Genomic DNA, 13575 nt, shown 5'->3' with positions numbered 1-13575 from the left:
CATCGTGGCGCCCCATCCCTGACAACCGTTGGCAGGGATTCCGGGTTAGTTTTCGTGTCATGCGATCCGGTCGACTGGTGGCACTGCTGCTGCACCTGCAGAACCGACCCGGCGGGGCGACCGCCGCCGAGCTGGCCGCCGAGCTGGAAGTGTCGGTACGCACCGTCTACCGCGACGTCGCCGCACTCCAGTCGTCCGGCGTGCCGCTGTGGACCGAGACCGGTCCGCACGGCGGGATCCGGCTGGTCGAGGGGTGGCGGACCCGGCTGGACGGGCTCACCGGCGACGAGGCCGCCGCGCTGTTCCTGTCCGGCGCGCCGCACGCCGCCGACGCGCTGGGCCTGGACACGGTCCTGGTGGCGGCACAGACCAAGGTGATGGCCACCCTGCCCGCCGACCTGCGCACCCGGGCGGGCCGGGTGCGGCAGCGGTTCCACCTGGATGCCCCGGGGTGGTTCGCCCGGGACGAGGACGTCCCGCACCTGGCCGCGGTTGCCGGCGCGGTGTGGACCGGCCGGCGGATCGACGTGCGCTACGCCCGCCGCGACCGCGAGGTGGCCCGCCGGCTCGACCCGCTCGGCCTCGTGCTCAAGGCCGGTGTCTGGTATCTGGTCGCCCGCCATCGCGTCGACATCCGCAGCTATCGGATCTCGCGCGTGGTGGCCGCGAGCATCCGGCCGGAACGCTTCGAGCGGCCCGACGACTTCGATCTGAGCACGTGGTGGACGCACCACAACGACGACTTCGCCCGCTCGCTGATGCGGTTCGCCTGCATGATCCGGGTATCGCCGTGCGGCTTCGCGCAGTTGCCCCGGGTGTTCGGCCCGGCCGTCGCCGCGGACGCGTTCGCCACGGCCGGGCCGCCCGATCCGCAAGGGTGGCGCGAGCTGCGCCTGTGGGCCGAGTCCGAGGAGGTCGCGACCGGTCAACTGGTCATGCTGGGAGTCGAGATGGAGGCGGTGTCGCCGCCGAGTCTGCGCCGGGCGGTGGCCGCCGTGGGCGCGAGCATCGCCACGCGCCACGGCCTACCCACGGGTCCCCCGTAAGGTTGACGCGCCCCGTCTTCGGGCGCGCGTCGTGGCGAATGGGACATTCGGGGAACTTCGTGCCGTATGTGGATCGCTGGTACCGCAAGAATCAACGCAACGTGATCACGCGCGTACACACGTACGGTAACTACCCCACCGGTACGGGGCTCCCCTAGGGGCAAGGGTCGCTTGGCGGACCCCGGGTCCTCCCTGCGTAGGACCAGCAGGTCTGTCCTTGGAGAGGATTCGCCGCGGCGCCCTCCCCCCTACGGTGATCGAGTGCACTGCAAGAGCGGAGCGCGCCACCCTTCACCTCAACATGGGGGACAGACTCGTGACCACGGCCACGGCTGCCATGACCGACGCGGACTCCAGGGGCACCATCGCCGCCCGCGCGCAGCAGCTCACCAAGGCGTACGGCGAAGGCGAGACCCGAGTCGTCGCTCTCGACAGCGTGGACGTCCAGATCGGTCGCGGCCAGTTCACCGCGATCATGGGCCCCTCGGGCTCCGGCAAGTCGACCCTGATGCACTGCCTCGCCGGCCTCGACACCGCGACCAGCGGCAAGAGCTGGATCGGCGACACGGAGATCACGAGCCTGAAGGACAAGGCGCTCACCAAGCTCCGCCGCGACAACATCGGCTTCATCTTCCAGGCGTTCAACCTGCTTCCGACGCTGACCGCGCTGGAGAACATCACGCTGCCGATGGACATCGCCGGCCGCAAGCCCGACCGGGCCTGGCTGGACAACGTGATCGAGACCGTCGGCCTGCGCGACCGGCTCAAGCACCGGCCGACCGAGCTGTCCGGCGGTCAGCAGCAGCGTGTCGCCTGTGCCCGGGCGCTGGCCAGCCGGCCCGAGATCATCTTCGGGGACGAGCCGACCGGCAACCTGGACTCGCGCTCCGGCGCCGAGGTGCTGGGCTTCCTGCGGCGCAGCGTCAACGAGCTCGGTCAGACCATCGTGATGGTCACCCACGACCCCAACGCGGCGTCCTACGCGGACCGGGTCCTGTTCCTGGCAGACGGTCGAATCGTCGACGAGATGCTGCGTCCCACGTCCGACGCCGTGTTGGAGCGCATGAAGCGCTTCGACGGCGCCCGGACCAGCTGAAACAGGCGGAGAGTCCCCCACCATGTTGAAAGCCACGTTCCGCAGCTTCCTGGCCCACAAGGGCCGAATGGTGCTGTCCGCCCTGGCAGTCCTGCTGTCGGTCGCGTTCGTCTCCGGCACCCTGGTCTTCACCGACACGATCACCAAGACCTTCGACGAGCTGTTCAAGTCCACCGCGTCGGACGTCTCGGTCAAGCCCAAGTCCGAGTTCAGCAAGGACGACCTCGCGCTCACCGGTGAGACGCCCGTCGTCCAGCGGTCGCTGATCGACAAGATCAAGAAGGTCGACGGCGTCAAGGAGGCTCACGGCAGCATCAGCCTCGAGTCGTTCACGATCGTCGACAAGAACAACAAGTCGGTGGGGCCGTCCTCCGGCGCGCCGACCATCGTCACCAACTGGTTCGAGACCGACCGCACGCCGGTCAAGATCACCAGCGGTGCCGCGCCCAAGGGTCCGGACGAGGCGCTGATCGACGCCGACACGGCGAAGAAGAAGCACGTCAAGATCGGTGACCAGCTGCGGGCGATCGGGGCCAACGGCGAGTTCACGTTCAAGGTCAGCGGCATCCTGACCTTCACCGCCACCAACCCCGGCGCCGCGCTGCTCTCGTTCGACGACGCCATCGCCTCGCAACGCCTGCTCGGCGACCCGAACGCCGTCACCTCGGTATCGGTCTCGGCCGTCGGCGGAGTCGCCGACAAGGACCTCAAGCAGCGGGTGGAGCAGCTGCTCAACGACCCGAAGAACTTCGAGGTCAAGACGGCCGCGGAGACGGCCAAGGAGTCCAACGACCAGCTCGGCGGCTTCCTGAACGTGATGAAGTACGCGATGCTCGGCTTCGCCGGTGTCGCCGTCCTCGTCGGCGTCTTCCTGATCTTCAACACCTTCTCCATGCTGGTCGCCCAGCGCACCCGTGAGCTGGGTCTGATGCGGGCGATCGGGGCGAGTCGGGCGGACGTGAACCGCTCGGTACTCCTGGAGGCGGTCCTGCTCGGCGTGGTCGGCTCCACGCTCGGCCTGGCGGCGGGCCTGGGTCTGGCCGTCGGTCTCAAGGCGCTGATCAGCGCGGTCGGGATCAACCTCAAGGGCACGTCCCTGGTGATCAAGACCGCCACCCCGATCGTGGCCTACCTGGTCGGCGTGATCGTCACCGTGATCGCCGCGTACGTCCCGGCCCGCCGCGCGGGCAAGGTCGCCCCGATGGCGGCCCTGCGCGAGGCCGGCGCGCCGCCGCAGAAGTCGATCAAGACCCGCTCGGTGATCGGCGCGGTCCTGTTCGGTCTGGGCGCACTCGCGCTGGTCGCCGGAGCCACCTCGTCCAGCGGTGGCCAGGGTGGCGGATTCGTGGGCCTGGGCGTGCTGTTCACGCTGCTCGGCTTCATCGTGCTGGCGCCGCTCCTGGCCCGCACCGTGGTCCCGGCGCTGGCCGCCTGGTACCCGAAGCTGTTCGGCTCGATGGGCCGGCTCAGCCGGGAGAACGCGCTGCGCAACCCGCGGCGTACCGGCGCCACCGCGTCGGCGATCATGATCGGTGTCGCCCTCGTCAGCGGTATGGCGGTCGCGGCCTCGTCGATGTCGGCTTCCTTCGACAAGCAGATCGACAAGTCGCTGGGCTCGGACTACACCATCCAGTCGCTGACCGGGACCTTCCCCGGGAACATCGTCGACGCGGCCCGCAAGACCCCCGGCGTCGGCGAGGTGGTCGCCTCGACCCTGTCCAACGCGGTCATCACCGCGGACGGCAAGTCCAAGAAGGACTTCGTCCTCGGCTCGGACCCGGGCATCGACGGCACGATCAAGACCACCTATCTCCAGGGCACCGGCGACGCGGCCATGTCGGCGGGCAAGGCGGCGATCGGCGAGGACTTCGCCAAGGACCACCACCTGGGCCTGGGCGGCAAAATCGAACTCGCCTTCCCGAACGGGCAGAAGACCACGGTCGAGGTCGGCGCGATCCGCAAGAAGTCCGACGACGTCATCGGCATGGGCGAGACGATCGTGATCCCGAACACGATCATGAAGAAGTTCGTCCCGAACGTGCAGTACCAGAGCGTCAGCATCAACGCGGCCAGTGGTCAGGACGCGACGAAGGTCGGCGCCGCGCTCAAGACCGCGCTCGAACCCTTCCCGCAGGTCAAGGCGCGTGACCAGAGCGACTACAAGGAACTGATCGGCAAGCAGATCGACACGTTCCTGTACCTGATCTACGGTCTGCTCGGCCTGGCGATCATCATCTCGATCCTGGGTGTGATCAACACGCTGGCGCTGTCGGTGGTCGAGCGCACCAGGGAGATCGGTCTGATGCGGGCGATCGGCGCCTCGCGTCGGCAGATCCGCCGGATGATCCGCCTGGAGTCCATGGTGATCGCGGTGTTCGGCGCCCTGGTCGGGCTCGCGCTCGGCATGGCGTGGGGCATCGGCGCCCAGCGCCTGCTGGCCAACCAGGGCCTGGACGTGCTCAAGGTCCCGTGGGGCACGGTCGTCGGGATCGTGATCGCCGCGGCGATCGTCGGCCTGCTGGCCGCGGTGATGCCGGCCTTCCGGGCGGCACGGATGAACGTCCTGCGCGCCATCGCGACGGACTGACCCGGAGGGGCAACCCTCCCGACAGGCAGCCGGCTCCCCATCCTCCCCCCTTGGGGAGCCGGTGACCGAAGAGCCCCCCGCACCGCCTTGCGCAGGCGGTGCGGGGGGCTCTTTTCGCGTCGGCGAGGCGGGGGTCAGGAGCGGGCCTCGGGGTGGGACTTCAGTGCCCGGCGGCAGAGTTGGTCGGCCTGGCGGGTGGTCTCCGGGAGGCGGTAGCGCGGGGTCAGGGCCAGTACGTGCGCGCAGGCCGTGTCCAGGTCGACGCCGTGGCCGATCGACACGAAGACCGGCTTGACCGCGTCGCGGGTGCGCAGCGCGCGCCCGACCACATCACCCTCGTCCACCAGGTCGGCGGCCTCGCCGCGAGCCTGCCCGAGCGGCTCGTACGTCCCGACGAACTGCGTCTTGCCGACCCCGATGGCCGGGATGCCGGTGAGCACGCCGAGGTGGCAGGCCAGGCCGAAGCGGCGCGGATGGGCCAGTCCCTGGCCGTCGCAGAGCAGCAGGTCCGGTGCGGCGTCGAGGCGTTCGAGCGCGGCCAGCAGCGCCGGGATCTCCCGGAAGGCGAACAGGCCCGGGACGTACGGGAAGGTCGCCACGCCGTGCACCACGGAGTGTTCCAGGACGGCGTGCGTGCGGGCGTCCAACACCACGACGGCGGCGGCCAGTTCGTCCGAGTCCTCGGCGTAGGCCACGTCGAGGCCGGCCACCCGCCGCACCTCGCCCGGCTGCGGCCCGGGCCCGATCGTGTCCACCGTCGGCCGCAGCCGATCCTGTACGGCCAGCGCCTCGGCGGCGGTCCGCGGCCACTCCTCGGCCGATGCGATCGCGGAAGAAGTGCTCATCCCGAGAACGTACCGCCGGCTTCGCGGGTGGAACCCCTCGGTGGGCTGTCGCGTCCACTCTGCGGGCGCGTACGACTGCGCGGGTGCGTGCGACCGACGACGAGGGGGCAGGGCGATGACGGTGCGGCGGTGGAGTGTGGGGGCGGTGGTCGCGGCCGGGGTGATGCTCGGGGTGTCGGGGTGTGGTGGATCCGGGGATGATCCGTTCGTGGTGTCGGCGCCCTCGTCGACGGCGCCCCCGTCCACGGCGGCCCCGTCCACGGCGCCGCCGGTGCGGGTGCACGCGACCAGGGTGGACACCGGCACGGTCGCCTTCGAGGTCCGCGCCGCCGGGGGCACCGATGCGGGCGCGCAGACCGTGACCACCCCGTGCGATCGGGTCCTGCTCGCGCTCGACGACGTCACGATCGAGTCCAACGAGGTGACCTGCAAGGCGCCGGGCGGCCCGCCCGGCAACGGGTGGCACGGCCTGTACCGCACGGCGGCCGACGTCCCGCCCGGCGCGGTGACTCAGACGGTGCAGACTCCGCTGGGCGAGGCGGTGTTGTTCACCCAGGAGTACTACGAGGCGACCAACTCGGTACGGCGTTGGCGCGAGCCGGTCGCGATCGTGACCCTGGGCAACCCGCGTTCGCGCAATCATCCGACCCTCGTCGTGCGCGCCGACAAGGGCGGTCTGGACCAGTCCCGGCTGGCTGGCTTCGTCCGCGCCAACCTGCTGCCCCTGGGGTGAGGTCCGCGCCCGATCCGGTGACGCCGAGGGTAAGGAACGCGCTCGGATCGGCGTGGGCAACGCCAAGAGCGCGTCAACGCGGGCGCCGGCGGGCCGATTCGGGGCGAGGCTGAAGACGGTCGAGAGGAGGCCGTCATGTTCACCGTGCTGCGTCGGGTCACCGGAATTCGTCGTACCGTCGCGCTCCGCCGGACCGGTGGCCGGGGCGCCGAGGGCGCTCCGCGGGCCGTGGTGGTGCCGATCGTACGCATCGACGCCGCCGCGCTCGCCGCGCTCTGCGCCACGCGGGACCTGGGCGGACGGGCGATCGCGGTGCATGTGACGCGCCCCGGCGAACGGGCCGTTCGCGACGCGCTGGTGGACGCGTGGGACGCGGCCGGGGTGGATGCGCCGCTGAGCGTGGTCTTCGACGAGCGGGACCGGCTCGTCGAGGCGCTGGCGACGTTCGTCCGGGGTCTGCCGGAGCGCCGGGTGGCCGTGTTGGTGCCGGCCGCCGCCGATCCGGCCCGGGTGCACGGCCGGCGGCACGACGTCCTGGTCGAGGCGCTGCGCGCGGAAGGTTGCGCCGTGCTCGTGGCCCGGGCCGCGGCCCCCGCGCCTCCCCCGCCGGTGCGCGACCCGCTGGTCACCGCCGCCTGACGAGCGCCTGGCCGAATTCGGCGACCCTGTTGACCGTATTCGGCGCGCGACTAGGCTTCCGGGGCGTTGTGCCCATTGACCGGAGGCCGAAGTGACCGAGAGCAGAGCAGGCGGAGCGCCCGCGCGACGTGGCCCCGGCGAGTTGGAGTCCGAGATCCTGTCCCTGCTGTGGACGTCGCCCACGGCGATGGGCGCGGCCGCGGTGCAGGCACGGGTCTCCGGCGAGCTGGCGTACACGACGGTGGTGACGATCCTGTCCCGCCTGCACGACAAGGGTGTGCTCCAGCGCACCAGGTCGGGCCGGTCCTACGTGTACGCGCCGGTGTACGACGAGGCCGGGCTCGCCGCGCGGCGGATGCGCCAGGTGCTGGACAAGGAGGGCGACCGGCAGGCGGTGCTCGCCCGATTCGTCTCCGACCTGTCCACCGACGACGAGGCACTGCTGCGTCGCCTGCTGGAGGAGGGCGGCTCCTAGCCACGCCCGCCCCGCTGGTCCACCGACGGCCCCTGCTGCCGACCACATGTTGCGGCGTCAGTGCGTGCGATACGCGTCCGAGCGATGAACGATGCGATGGACGTGCACCACTCGTCGCTCACGATCGACGCGATAGAGGATGCGGTACGGGTGAACACGCGCCGAGTAGTAGCCCCGTAGCGGCTCCTCCAAAGGCTTGCCCACCCGAAATGGGTGCAGAAGCAGATCCCCGTGCAACATGCCACGAATCGCCAAGCTCTCGGCCATGGGAATCCTCTCGGCCAGGGCTCGGGCGGCTCCCGGGCTTACTTTGAGACGGTAGGGCTCAGGGGTGGGCGTCGAGGTCACGCCACATCCTGTGAACCCGGCTGTTCGCGACGCGCGCGTTCGGCCAACATGGCGTCCAGTTCCTCGCCCGTGACGCCTCCGCCTGCCTCGAACTCGGCTTCCTCCTCGGCCAACTCCGCCAGGATGCCCGGCTCACGCAACACGGCGAGGGTCTCTTCGAGCGACTCGATGCGATCCTCCAATGCCTCCAGTTCGCCGAGCGACACCAATGCAACGGCACCCCTGCCATTGCGGGTCACGGCCACACGTCGGCCACTGCTTTCGACCAGCGAGACCAGTTCGGAGAAACGACTGCGAACTTCTGCGATGGGCAGAATTATGGGCATGCTCATGTACATAGTCTAGGACAGAATGCGATCGCTGACGACCCTGTGTCACTCGAATGGGGTGGGACCGGGTCTGTTCACCTCGGCTGGACCGGATGACCGTATGTGGTTGACCTCTCGTGAGGGGCACGGCGAGAATCCCGGAGTGGGGACCATGGGGACTGCGCGGGCCGCCGGTATCGGCGGGCGTGTTGTCGCGTCTGTGATGCGGCGGCATCGGATCGCGCATCTTCCTGTTCCGCCCGGTATGCGCTGTCGGTAGGGCGCGCGCCGGCTTCGGTTTGTTGATGGGTCGTCATGTCTCTCTCGTGGATGCGCGGGATTCGGCGGTCCGCGCCCGCGTGCGCCCGCTTCGGATGACGTTTTCTCCATGCGAAGGCCGAAAGGGACACCACGCTCATGACCGCTGCAACCGTTTCCGTATCACCCGTCGCCGCCCGAATCGGGGCCGTGGTCGAGGGAGTTCGCCTGGGCGGCGAACTGGACTCGATCACGGTGGACACCGTCCGGGACGCACTGCATCGGCACCGGGTGATCTTCTTCCGCGACCAGCACCACCTGGACGACGCGGGCCACCTCGCCTTCGCCCGGCTGCTCGGCGATCCGATCGGGCACCCGACCGCGTCCGCCGAGGGCGAGTTGATCGTGCCGATCGACAACGATCACGGGGTGGTCGCCGACCGTTGGCACACCGATGTCACGTTCGTGCCCGCCTATCCGCTCGCCTCCATCCTGCGCGCGGTACGCCTGCCGGACGTGGGCGGAGACACGTTGTGGGCCGATACCGCGAGCGCCTATGCGGAACTGCCCGGCCCGCTTGCGGCGTTGGCCGATTCGCTGCGGGCGGTGCACAGCAATCGGTACGACTACGTGGCTTCGGACGCGGATGGGCTCAGCCAGGCGCGGAAGGACTATCGGGAGTTGTTCGAGTCGACCGTGTACGAGACCGAGCATCCGGTCGTGCGGGTGCATCCGGTCACCGGTGAACGCGCGCTGCTTCTGGGGGCGTTCGCTCAGCGGCTGGTGGGCTTCGACGCCGAGGACTCGGCGGCGTTGATCGCGCTGTTGCACAAGCACGTCACTCGGCCCGAGAACACCGTGCGGTGGCGGTGGCGGGCGGGTGACGTGGCGATCTGGGACAACCGGGCGACCCAGCATCGGGTGATCACGGACTTCGACGGGTCGCGGCGGTTGTTGCACCGGGTGACGATCGACGGGGACGTTCCGGTGGGGGTGGACGGTCGGCGCAGCCGGCCTGTCGGCGAGTCGGTGGCTTGATCGGCGGGCGGTGGTCGACGGTTGGCCATGGTCGGCTTGCCGTCCTCAAACGCCGGACGGGCTGAGAGGTCGGCGGGACCCGGTCGGCTTCGGTCGGCCCCGTCGGCTCGCCGTCCTCAAACGCCGGACGGGCTTGATGGGCCGGCCTTCGGCCGAGATGGCCTCAAACGCCGGCCGGGCTGGAGTTTTGCCCGGCCGGCGTTCGACCGACGTTGCGGAGGTGGCTTCGGATACCGACGGGGTGGATTTGGCCCGCCGGCGTTTCGTCCGACGTTGCGGAAATGGCCTCGGGCACCGGCGGGGTGGATTTGGGTCGCCGGGGGTTCGTTCGGCGTTGCGGAGGCTCCGGGTACCGGCGGGGTGGATTTGGGTCGCGGGCGTTTCGTCCGACGTTGCGGAGACAGGTTCGGACACCGGCGGGTGGATTTGTCCCGCCGGTTTTCATCCGGCGTTGCGAAGGTGGCTCCGGACTCCCGCGCGGGTGGATGTGGCTCGCCGGCTCCGTGTGCCGTGGTGGTCAGGGCGACTTTCGGGTTGTCGACCAGCGGCGGGTTGCTTGCTCCAGGAGGTGGTGAACCGTGGCTTGTTTCGGGAGGGTTCGGGGGAGGCGGTCGCCGTAGGGGAGGTGGGTTCGGGCCTTGCGCCACAGGCGGTCGGGGAGGGTTTTGGGGTCCTGGTGGTAGCGGACCTTGGTGAGGAGTTGGCGGGCCTCCGCGTCGGCCGGGTTGAGGGCGAGGGTCACCGCCAGGTGTTCGGCGGCGGTGTTCCAGCGGGCGCGTCGGGCCGCCCGTACCGCGTCGTTGAAGTGGCGGTCGGCCAGTTCGACGAGGCCGGCGAGCGCGCCGAGGTCGCCGCCGCAGGCCGGGCAGCGTCCGGTCAGGTCGGCGATCCGGCGGCGGCACAGGGGGCAGGTGATCGCGAACGCCATGTCACTTCTCCAGGGAGTTCTTCGGGAGCCGCAACCCGATGTGCGGGGAGCCCTCCCGGATCTGTTCCATCCAGCGGTCCGCCCGGGCCCGCAGCGGCATGATCCGACCCCGATAGATCTCCACGAGCCGTCGGTTGCCCGCCGCCTCGTCCCGGACATCCACCTCCGCCGCGTCCTCGGCGATCGTGTCCAATTCGCGCAGGAACGCGTCCGCGTCGAGCCGGTGCAGGCCACCGGACGCCTGGTCCATCTCCTGGATCGAGCGCCGCAGATACTCCACCTCCTGGAGCACCGCGACCTGGAACTCGGCGGCGGTGAACTGCTGCGGGGCACGGCCGCCGTGCAGCATGCGCTCGGCCGCGTTGATCCGGTCCCGTACCGCCTCGTTGGCCAGGTGCCAGTCCATCTTGTTGCCCGCCGCGTAGGCCGCCCGGCCGGTGGCGCGCAGGCCGGGGATCGCGCTTCGGAAGCGCTCCGCCTCGACCGGGTCGTGGTCCACCAGCCGGTCGGCGAGCCGGGCCAGGAAGGCCAGGTTGTCCTCGAACTCGCCGATCACCGGGTTCAGCGCGCTGCCCGCGGTGGTGGCCACTCGCAGGCCCTGGACCAGCGTCTCCGCCTCCAGGAGCTTGTGGTGGGTCTTGCTCGGGTCGATCCGCTCCCGGACCAGCTCCGCGAGTTCGGCGAGGAGACGATCCAGCGCCGGGCCAACCCGGATGGCGTCGGCCGGCGGGATCGCGTCGCGCTTCTCCGCCCATCCGGTCACCACCTGCCGGTGCCGCTCGGTCAGCTCCGGCCACCCCGGCACGGCCCGCTGCGGGATGTCGATCATCGCGCTGCCCTCCGCGCCCACCTGCGGCAGCCGCGCCTCGGCCCGGATCGTCCAGCCGGTCTCGAACTCCAGCGTCACCTCGACGGTCGAGCCCACCGGCACGTCGGTCGGCAGGTCCCGGATCGAGACCTCGCCGATCGGCACCAGGCCCTCGACCAGGCCGACCCGCAGGCTGGACCCGTGGGACGCGGTCTCCAGGCGGAAATCGGTGCGGTACGGCACCATCGTCCCGGCCCGCACCACCGCGTGCAGCCCGTCCACCAGCTCGACCGAGAAGTCGTGCGCGAGCACGTCGCCGGTCGCGTCGGAGCGCGGCTTGTCGTCGGTGGTCACCTCCAGACGGCGGCTCTCGATCTCCCGGCCGTGCACCGACACCTGCACGGTGAAGCCGTTCTCGCCCTCGCGCAACGGCACGTCGGCGAACAGGAATCGGCCCTCCCCGTCGGCCGTCTCGGTCAGGTACACCAGGCCGTCGTCCGAGGTCAGCACCAACTGCGCGGCGGCCGGCGAGCCGAGGTCGGGGCCGGCCAGGACCCGGCCGCCGATGTCCGTCTCCGGCGGCAGCGCCTCGGGGCGGTCCAGTTCCAGATGGCCGCTGCGACTCGGTACGTTCGCCGCCTTGAGCGCGGCGCCCAGCGCGACGCACAGGTCCGGGTTGAGCAGCCGGGGACCGCGCCCGAAGTGTTCGGTGAGCATGGAGGCCACCAGCGGGATCCGGGACGAGCCGCCGACCATGACGATCTCGTCCAGGTCGGCGGCGGTCATCCCGGCGCGGGCCAGCGCGCGATCGCAGTCGTCCAGGGTGCCGCGGATCCGATCCGCGATCATCTCCTCGAACTCCTCGCGGCGCATGGGCAGTCCGATGTTCATCGGGGTGCCGCGCCGGTCCTCGCAGTACTGGCTGACGATCTCGGTCTCGGGGTAGCGCGACAGGTCGTGCTTGGCGCCCTCGGCGACCGAGAGCAACTGCGCCTCCACCTTGCCGTCGGCGGGGTTCTCCGAGTCGATCGCCAGGTCGTACTCGGGCAGTTGGGCCGCGATCCAGGACACGATCCGCCGGTCGAAGTCGAATCCGCCCAGGTAGCGGTCGCCGCTGAACGAGCGGTTCTCGAAGCCGACTTCGGGATCCCAGGTGACCACGGAGGTGTCGAAGGTGCCGCCGCCGAGGTCGTAGACCAGGAACGTCTGCGGCTCGGTCAGCTCGCGGGCCCGCTCGTGCGTGTACGCCAGCGCCGCGGCCACCGGCTCGATCAGCGTCTCGACCACCTCCAGGCCGGCCGCCTGGCCCGCGCGCGTGGTCTCGTTCTTGGCCCGGGTCTCGAAGAACGCCGGGACGGTCACCACGGCCCGCTCCACCGGCACGCCCAGCACCTCCTCGGCCACCTGCTTGAGGTGGCGCAGGATGTGCGTGGACGCCTCCAGCGGGGTCAGCCGCGCGTGTCCGGCGGTGACCAGCTGGTCGGTGCCCATGTTGCGCTTGAAGAACATCGCGGGCGGCGCGCCGGGCAACCGGGCCTTGTTCTTGGCCAGTTGCCCGACGATCGGGGTGCCGATCGGATCGATCCACACCGCCGACGGGGTGGTCGGCGAGCGGTCGGGGTTGGCCACGATCAGCGAGTCGCCGACCGGGCGCAGCCGACGGGCGGCGATCAGCGCCTCCTTGTCGGGCACCTCGGCGTCGGCGGGAATCGCGATGCACGAGTTGGTCGTGCCGAGGTCGATACCGACCACGATGCTCATCTGGTGCTACCGCCTTCGGAGTTCGGCTCGTTCGAGGGTTCGGGGCGCGGTGCCGCGGGGTTTTCCCGGTCGTCGGTCCGCCCGGGGGCGGCCTCGCGTTCGGCCGGGGTGGGTACGAAGCCGAGCACGACCTGTGCGCGGCGGATCACCTCGCCGTCGTCGAGGAGTACTCCGGGCCGCAGCGTCCTGGCCACGATCATCGCCGCCTCGTCGCCGCTGTCGGGGGCGTGCGCGACGTCCACGCGGCGGCCGACCGCGGCGTACGCCTCACCCACGGGATCGTCGAAGCGTACGCCCGCGCGGTCGAGCGCCGTGGCGAACCGCCGGGCAATCGAGGCCAGTACGGCCGGCGCGGGCTCACCGTCCAGGCAGCCGCGCAACTCGTGCAGCGCGACCGCGGCGTCGGCGGCCAGGCCGGTGTACCGCTCGTGGGTGGACTCCAGGCGTTTGCGCATCTCCTCGCGCCCGGCCTCGCGTTCGCGCGCGGTTCGCCGCACCACGTCGTAGACCAGCGCGAACGGCGGGTCGAGCGCGTGCTCCGGCACCGCGCGCTCGCTCTCGGTGATCGCCATCGGGTCGGCGTGGTCCGCGGCGAGAGCGGCCGACTCGGCCGGATCGACGGGTCCGGTCGACGGGGTCGATGTCGACGCCCTCGACGCGGGCGAGCCGGCCCGATCGGACGAACCCGTCGCATCCGCCGATGGG

At 70.7% G+C, this 13575-nt stretch carries 13 protein-coding genes; 7 read left to right on the top strand and 6 right to left on the bottom strand.

Translation table 11 applies throughout. The annotated features are described in order from the left end of the window. Nucleotides 1-59 precede the first annotated feature (59 nt). From ACFXKZ_RS22950 to ACFXKZ_RS22940, 3 genes are all read left to right on the top strand, one after another. Entirely contained in the window at nt 60-1046 is a 987-nt protein-coding gene (locus tag ACFXKZ_RS22950; protein WP_380002789.1) for a helix-turn-helix transcriptional regulator, read from the top strand. 337 nt (nt 1047-1383) lie between these two features. Further along, on the top strand, nt 1384-2142 hold the full coding sequence (locus ACFXKZ_RS22945; protein WP_078977113.1) for an ABC transporter ATP-binding protein: 759 nt from the start codon (nt 1384-1386) through the stop codon (nt 2140-2142). A 22-nt stretch (nt 2143-2164) separates the two neighbouring features. Continuing rightward, nucleotides 2165-4729, top strand: a complete 2565-nt coding sequence (locus ACFXKZ_RS22940; RefSeq protein WP_380002788.1) for an ABC transporter permease — start codon at nt 2165-2167, stop codon at nt 4727-4729. A gap of 134 nt (nt 4730-4863) precedes the next feature. On the opposite strand, the gene nfi is transcribed toward ACFXKZ_RS22940, so the two are convergent. Then, a complete protein-coding gene (nfi, locus tag ACFXKZ_RS22935) occupies nt 4864-5574 on the bottom strand; it encodes a deoxyribonuclease V (RefSeq protein ID WP_380002786.1) in 711 nt (236 codons plus the stop codon). Nucleotides 5575-5689: 115 nt separating this feature from the next. Here nfi and ACFXKZ_RS22930 point away from each other — a divergent pair, with 115 nt between their 5' ends. The 3 genes from ACFXKZ_RS22930 (at nt 5690) to ACFXKZ_RS22920 (ending at nt 7421) form a co-directional block, all read left to right on the top strand. Next, the gene (locus ACFXKZ_RS22930; protein ID WP_380002785.1) at nt 5690-6307 is read left to right on the top strand and encodes a hypothetical protein; all 618 of its coding nucleotides are present in this window, start codon (nt 5690-5692) and stop codon (nt 6305-6307) included. A 135-nt stretch (nt 6308-6442) separates the two neighbouring features. Further along, nucleotides 6443-6946 carry a hypothetical protein gene (locus tag ACFXKZ_RS22925; protein ID WP_380002784.1) on the top strand — a complete coding sequence of 168 codons (504 nt, stop codon included), beginning with the start codon at nt 6443-6445 and terminating at the stop codon, nt 6944-6946. Between the two features lie 91 nt (nt 6947-7037). Further along, entirely contained in the window at nt 7038-7421 is a 384-nt protein-coding gene (locus ACFXKZ_RS22920) for a BlaI/MecI/CopY family transcriptional regulator (protein ID WP_201260864.1), read from the top strand. 57 nt (nt 7422-7478) lie between these two features. Here the strand turns inward: ACFXKZ_RS22920 and ACFXKZ_RS22915 are convergent, their stop codons facing one another. Further along, nucleotides 7479-7688, bottom strand: coding sequence for a type II toxin-antitoxin system RelE/ParE family toxin (locus ACFXKZ_RS22915; protein ID WP_380002783.1), 210 nt, complete (start codon nt 7686-7688; stop codon nt 7479-7481). Nucleotides 7689-7765: 77 nt separating this feature from the next. Then, nucleotides 7766-8101, bottom strand: a complete 336-nt coding sequence (locus ACFXKZ_RS22910) for a type II toxin-antitoxin system Phd/YefM family antitoxin (protein WP_380002782.1) — start codon at nt 8099-8101, stop codon at nt 7766-7768. A 393-nt stretch (nt 8102-8494) separates the two neighbouring features. Between ACFXKZ_RS22910 and ACFXKZ_RS22905 the strand changes: the two genes are divergently transcribed. After that, the gene (locus ACFXKZ_RS22905) at nt 8495-9373 is read left to right on the top strand and encodes a TauD/TfdA dioxygenase family protein (protein ID WP_380002781.1); all 879 of its coding nucleotides are present in this window, start codon (nt 8495-8497) and stop codon (nt 9371-9373) included. 517 nt (nt 9374-9890) lie between these two features. Here the strand turns inward: ACFXKZ_RS22905 and ACFXKZ_RS22900 are convergent. The 3 genes from ACFXKZ_RS22900 to ACFXKZ_RS22890 are packed head-to-tail and all read right to left on the bottom strand — an operon-like array spanning nt 9891 to nt 13442. After that, nucleotides 9891-10301 carry a hypothetical protein gene (locus ACFXKZ_RS22900; RefSeq protein ID WP_380002780.1) on the bottom strand — a complete coding sequence of 137 codons (411 nt, stop codon included), beginning with the start codon at nt 10299-10301 and terminating at the stop codon, nt 9891-9893. A 1-nt stretch (nt 10302) separates the two neighbouring features. Beyond that, nucleotides 10303-12870 carry an Hsp70 family protein gene (locus ACFXKZ_RS22895; protein WP_380002779.1) on the bottom strand — a complete coding sequence of 856 codons (2568 nt, stop codon included), beginning with the start codon at nt 12868-12870 and terminating at the stop codon, nt 10303-10305. Further along, on the bottom strand, nt 12867-13442 hold the full coding sequence (locus ACFXKZ_RS22890; protein ID WP_380002778.1) for a hypothetical protein: 576 nt from the start codon (nt 13440-13442) through the stop codon (nt 12867-12869). The genes ACFXKZ_RS22895 and ACFXKZ_RS22890 overlap by 4 nt, the downstream gene beginning before the upstream one ends. Between the last annotated feature and the right edge of the window lie 133 nt (nt 13443-13575).

Origin of the sequence: Embleya sp. NPDC059237 (genome assembly GCF_042754105.1) — a bacterium.
GTDB lineage: Bacteria > Actinomycetota > Actinomycetes > Streptomycetales > Streptomycetaceae > Embleya.
The sequence above is the reverse complement of the archived record's forward strand: the minus strand, read 5'-3'. Positions and strand labels throughout refer to the sequence as shown.

Coding starts and splice junctions, on each gene's coding strand:
- ACFXKZ_RS22950 (WP_380002789.1), top strand. CDS start 60: ATGCGATCCGGTCGACTGGTGGCACTGCTGCTGCACCTGCAGAACCGA.
- ACFXKZ_RS22945 (WP_078977113.1), top strand. CDS start 1,384: ATGACCGACGCGGACTCCAGGGGCACCATCGCCGCCCGCGCGCAGCAG.
- ACFXKZ_RS22940 (WP_380002788.1), top strand. CDS start 2,165: ATGTTGAAAGCCACGTTCCGCAGCTTCCTGGCCCACAAGGGCCGAATG.
- nfi (WP_380002786.1), bottom strand. CDS start 5,574: ATGAGCACTTCTTCCGCGATCGCATCGGCCGAGGAGTGGCCGCGGACC.
- ACFXKZ_RS22930 (WP_380002785.1), top strand. CDS start 5,690: ATGACGGTGCGGCGGTGGAGTGTGGGGGCGGTGGTCGCGGCCGGGGTG.
- ACFXKZ_RS22925 (WP_380002784.1), top strand. CDS start 6,443: ATGTTCACCGTGCTGCGTCGGGTCACCGGAATTCGTCGTACCGTCGCG.
- ACFXKZ_RS22915 (WP_380002783.1), bottom strand. CDS start 7,688: ATGGCCGAGAGCTTGGCGATTCGTGGCATGTTGCACGGGGATCTGCTT.
- ACFXKZ_RS22910 (WP_380002782.1), bottom strand. CDS start 8,101: ATGAGCATGCCCATAATTCTGCCCATCGCAGAAGTTCGCAGTCGTTTC.
- ACFXKZ_RS22905 (WP_380002781.1), top strand. CDS start 8,495: ATGACCGCTGCAACCGTTTCCGTATCACCCGTCGCCGCCCGAATCGGG.
- ACFXKZ_RS22900 (WP_380002780.1), bottom strand. CDS start 10,301: ATGGCGTTCGCGATCACCTGCCCCCTGTGCCGCCGCCGGATCGCCGAC.
- ACFXKZ_RS22895 (WP_380002779.1), bottom strand. CDS start 12,870: ATGAGCATCGTGGTCGGTATCGACCTCGGCACGACCAACTCGTGCATC.
- ACFXKZ_RS22890 (WP_380002778.1), bottom strand. CDS start 13,442: ATGGCGATCACCGAGAGCGAGCGCGCGGTGCCGGAGCACGCGCTCGAC.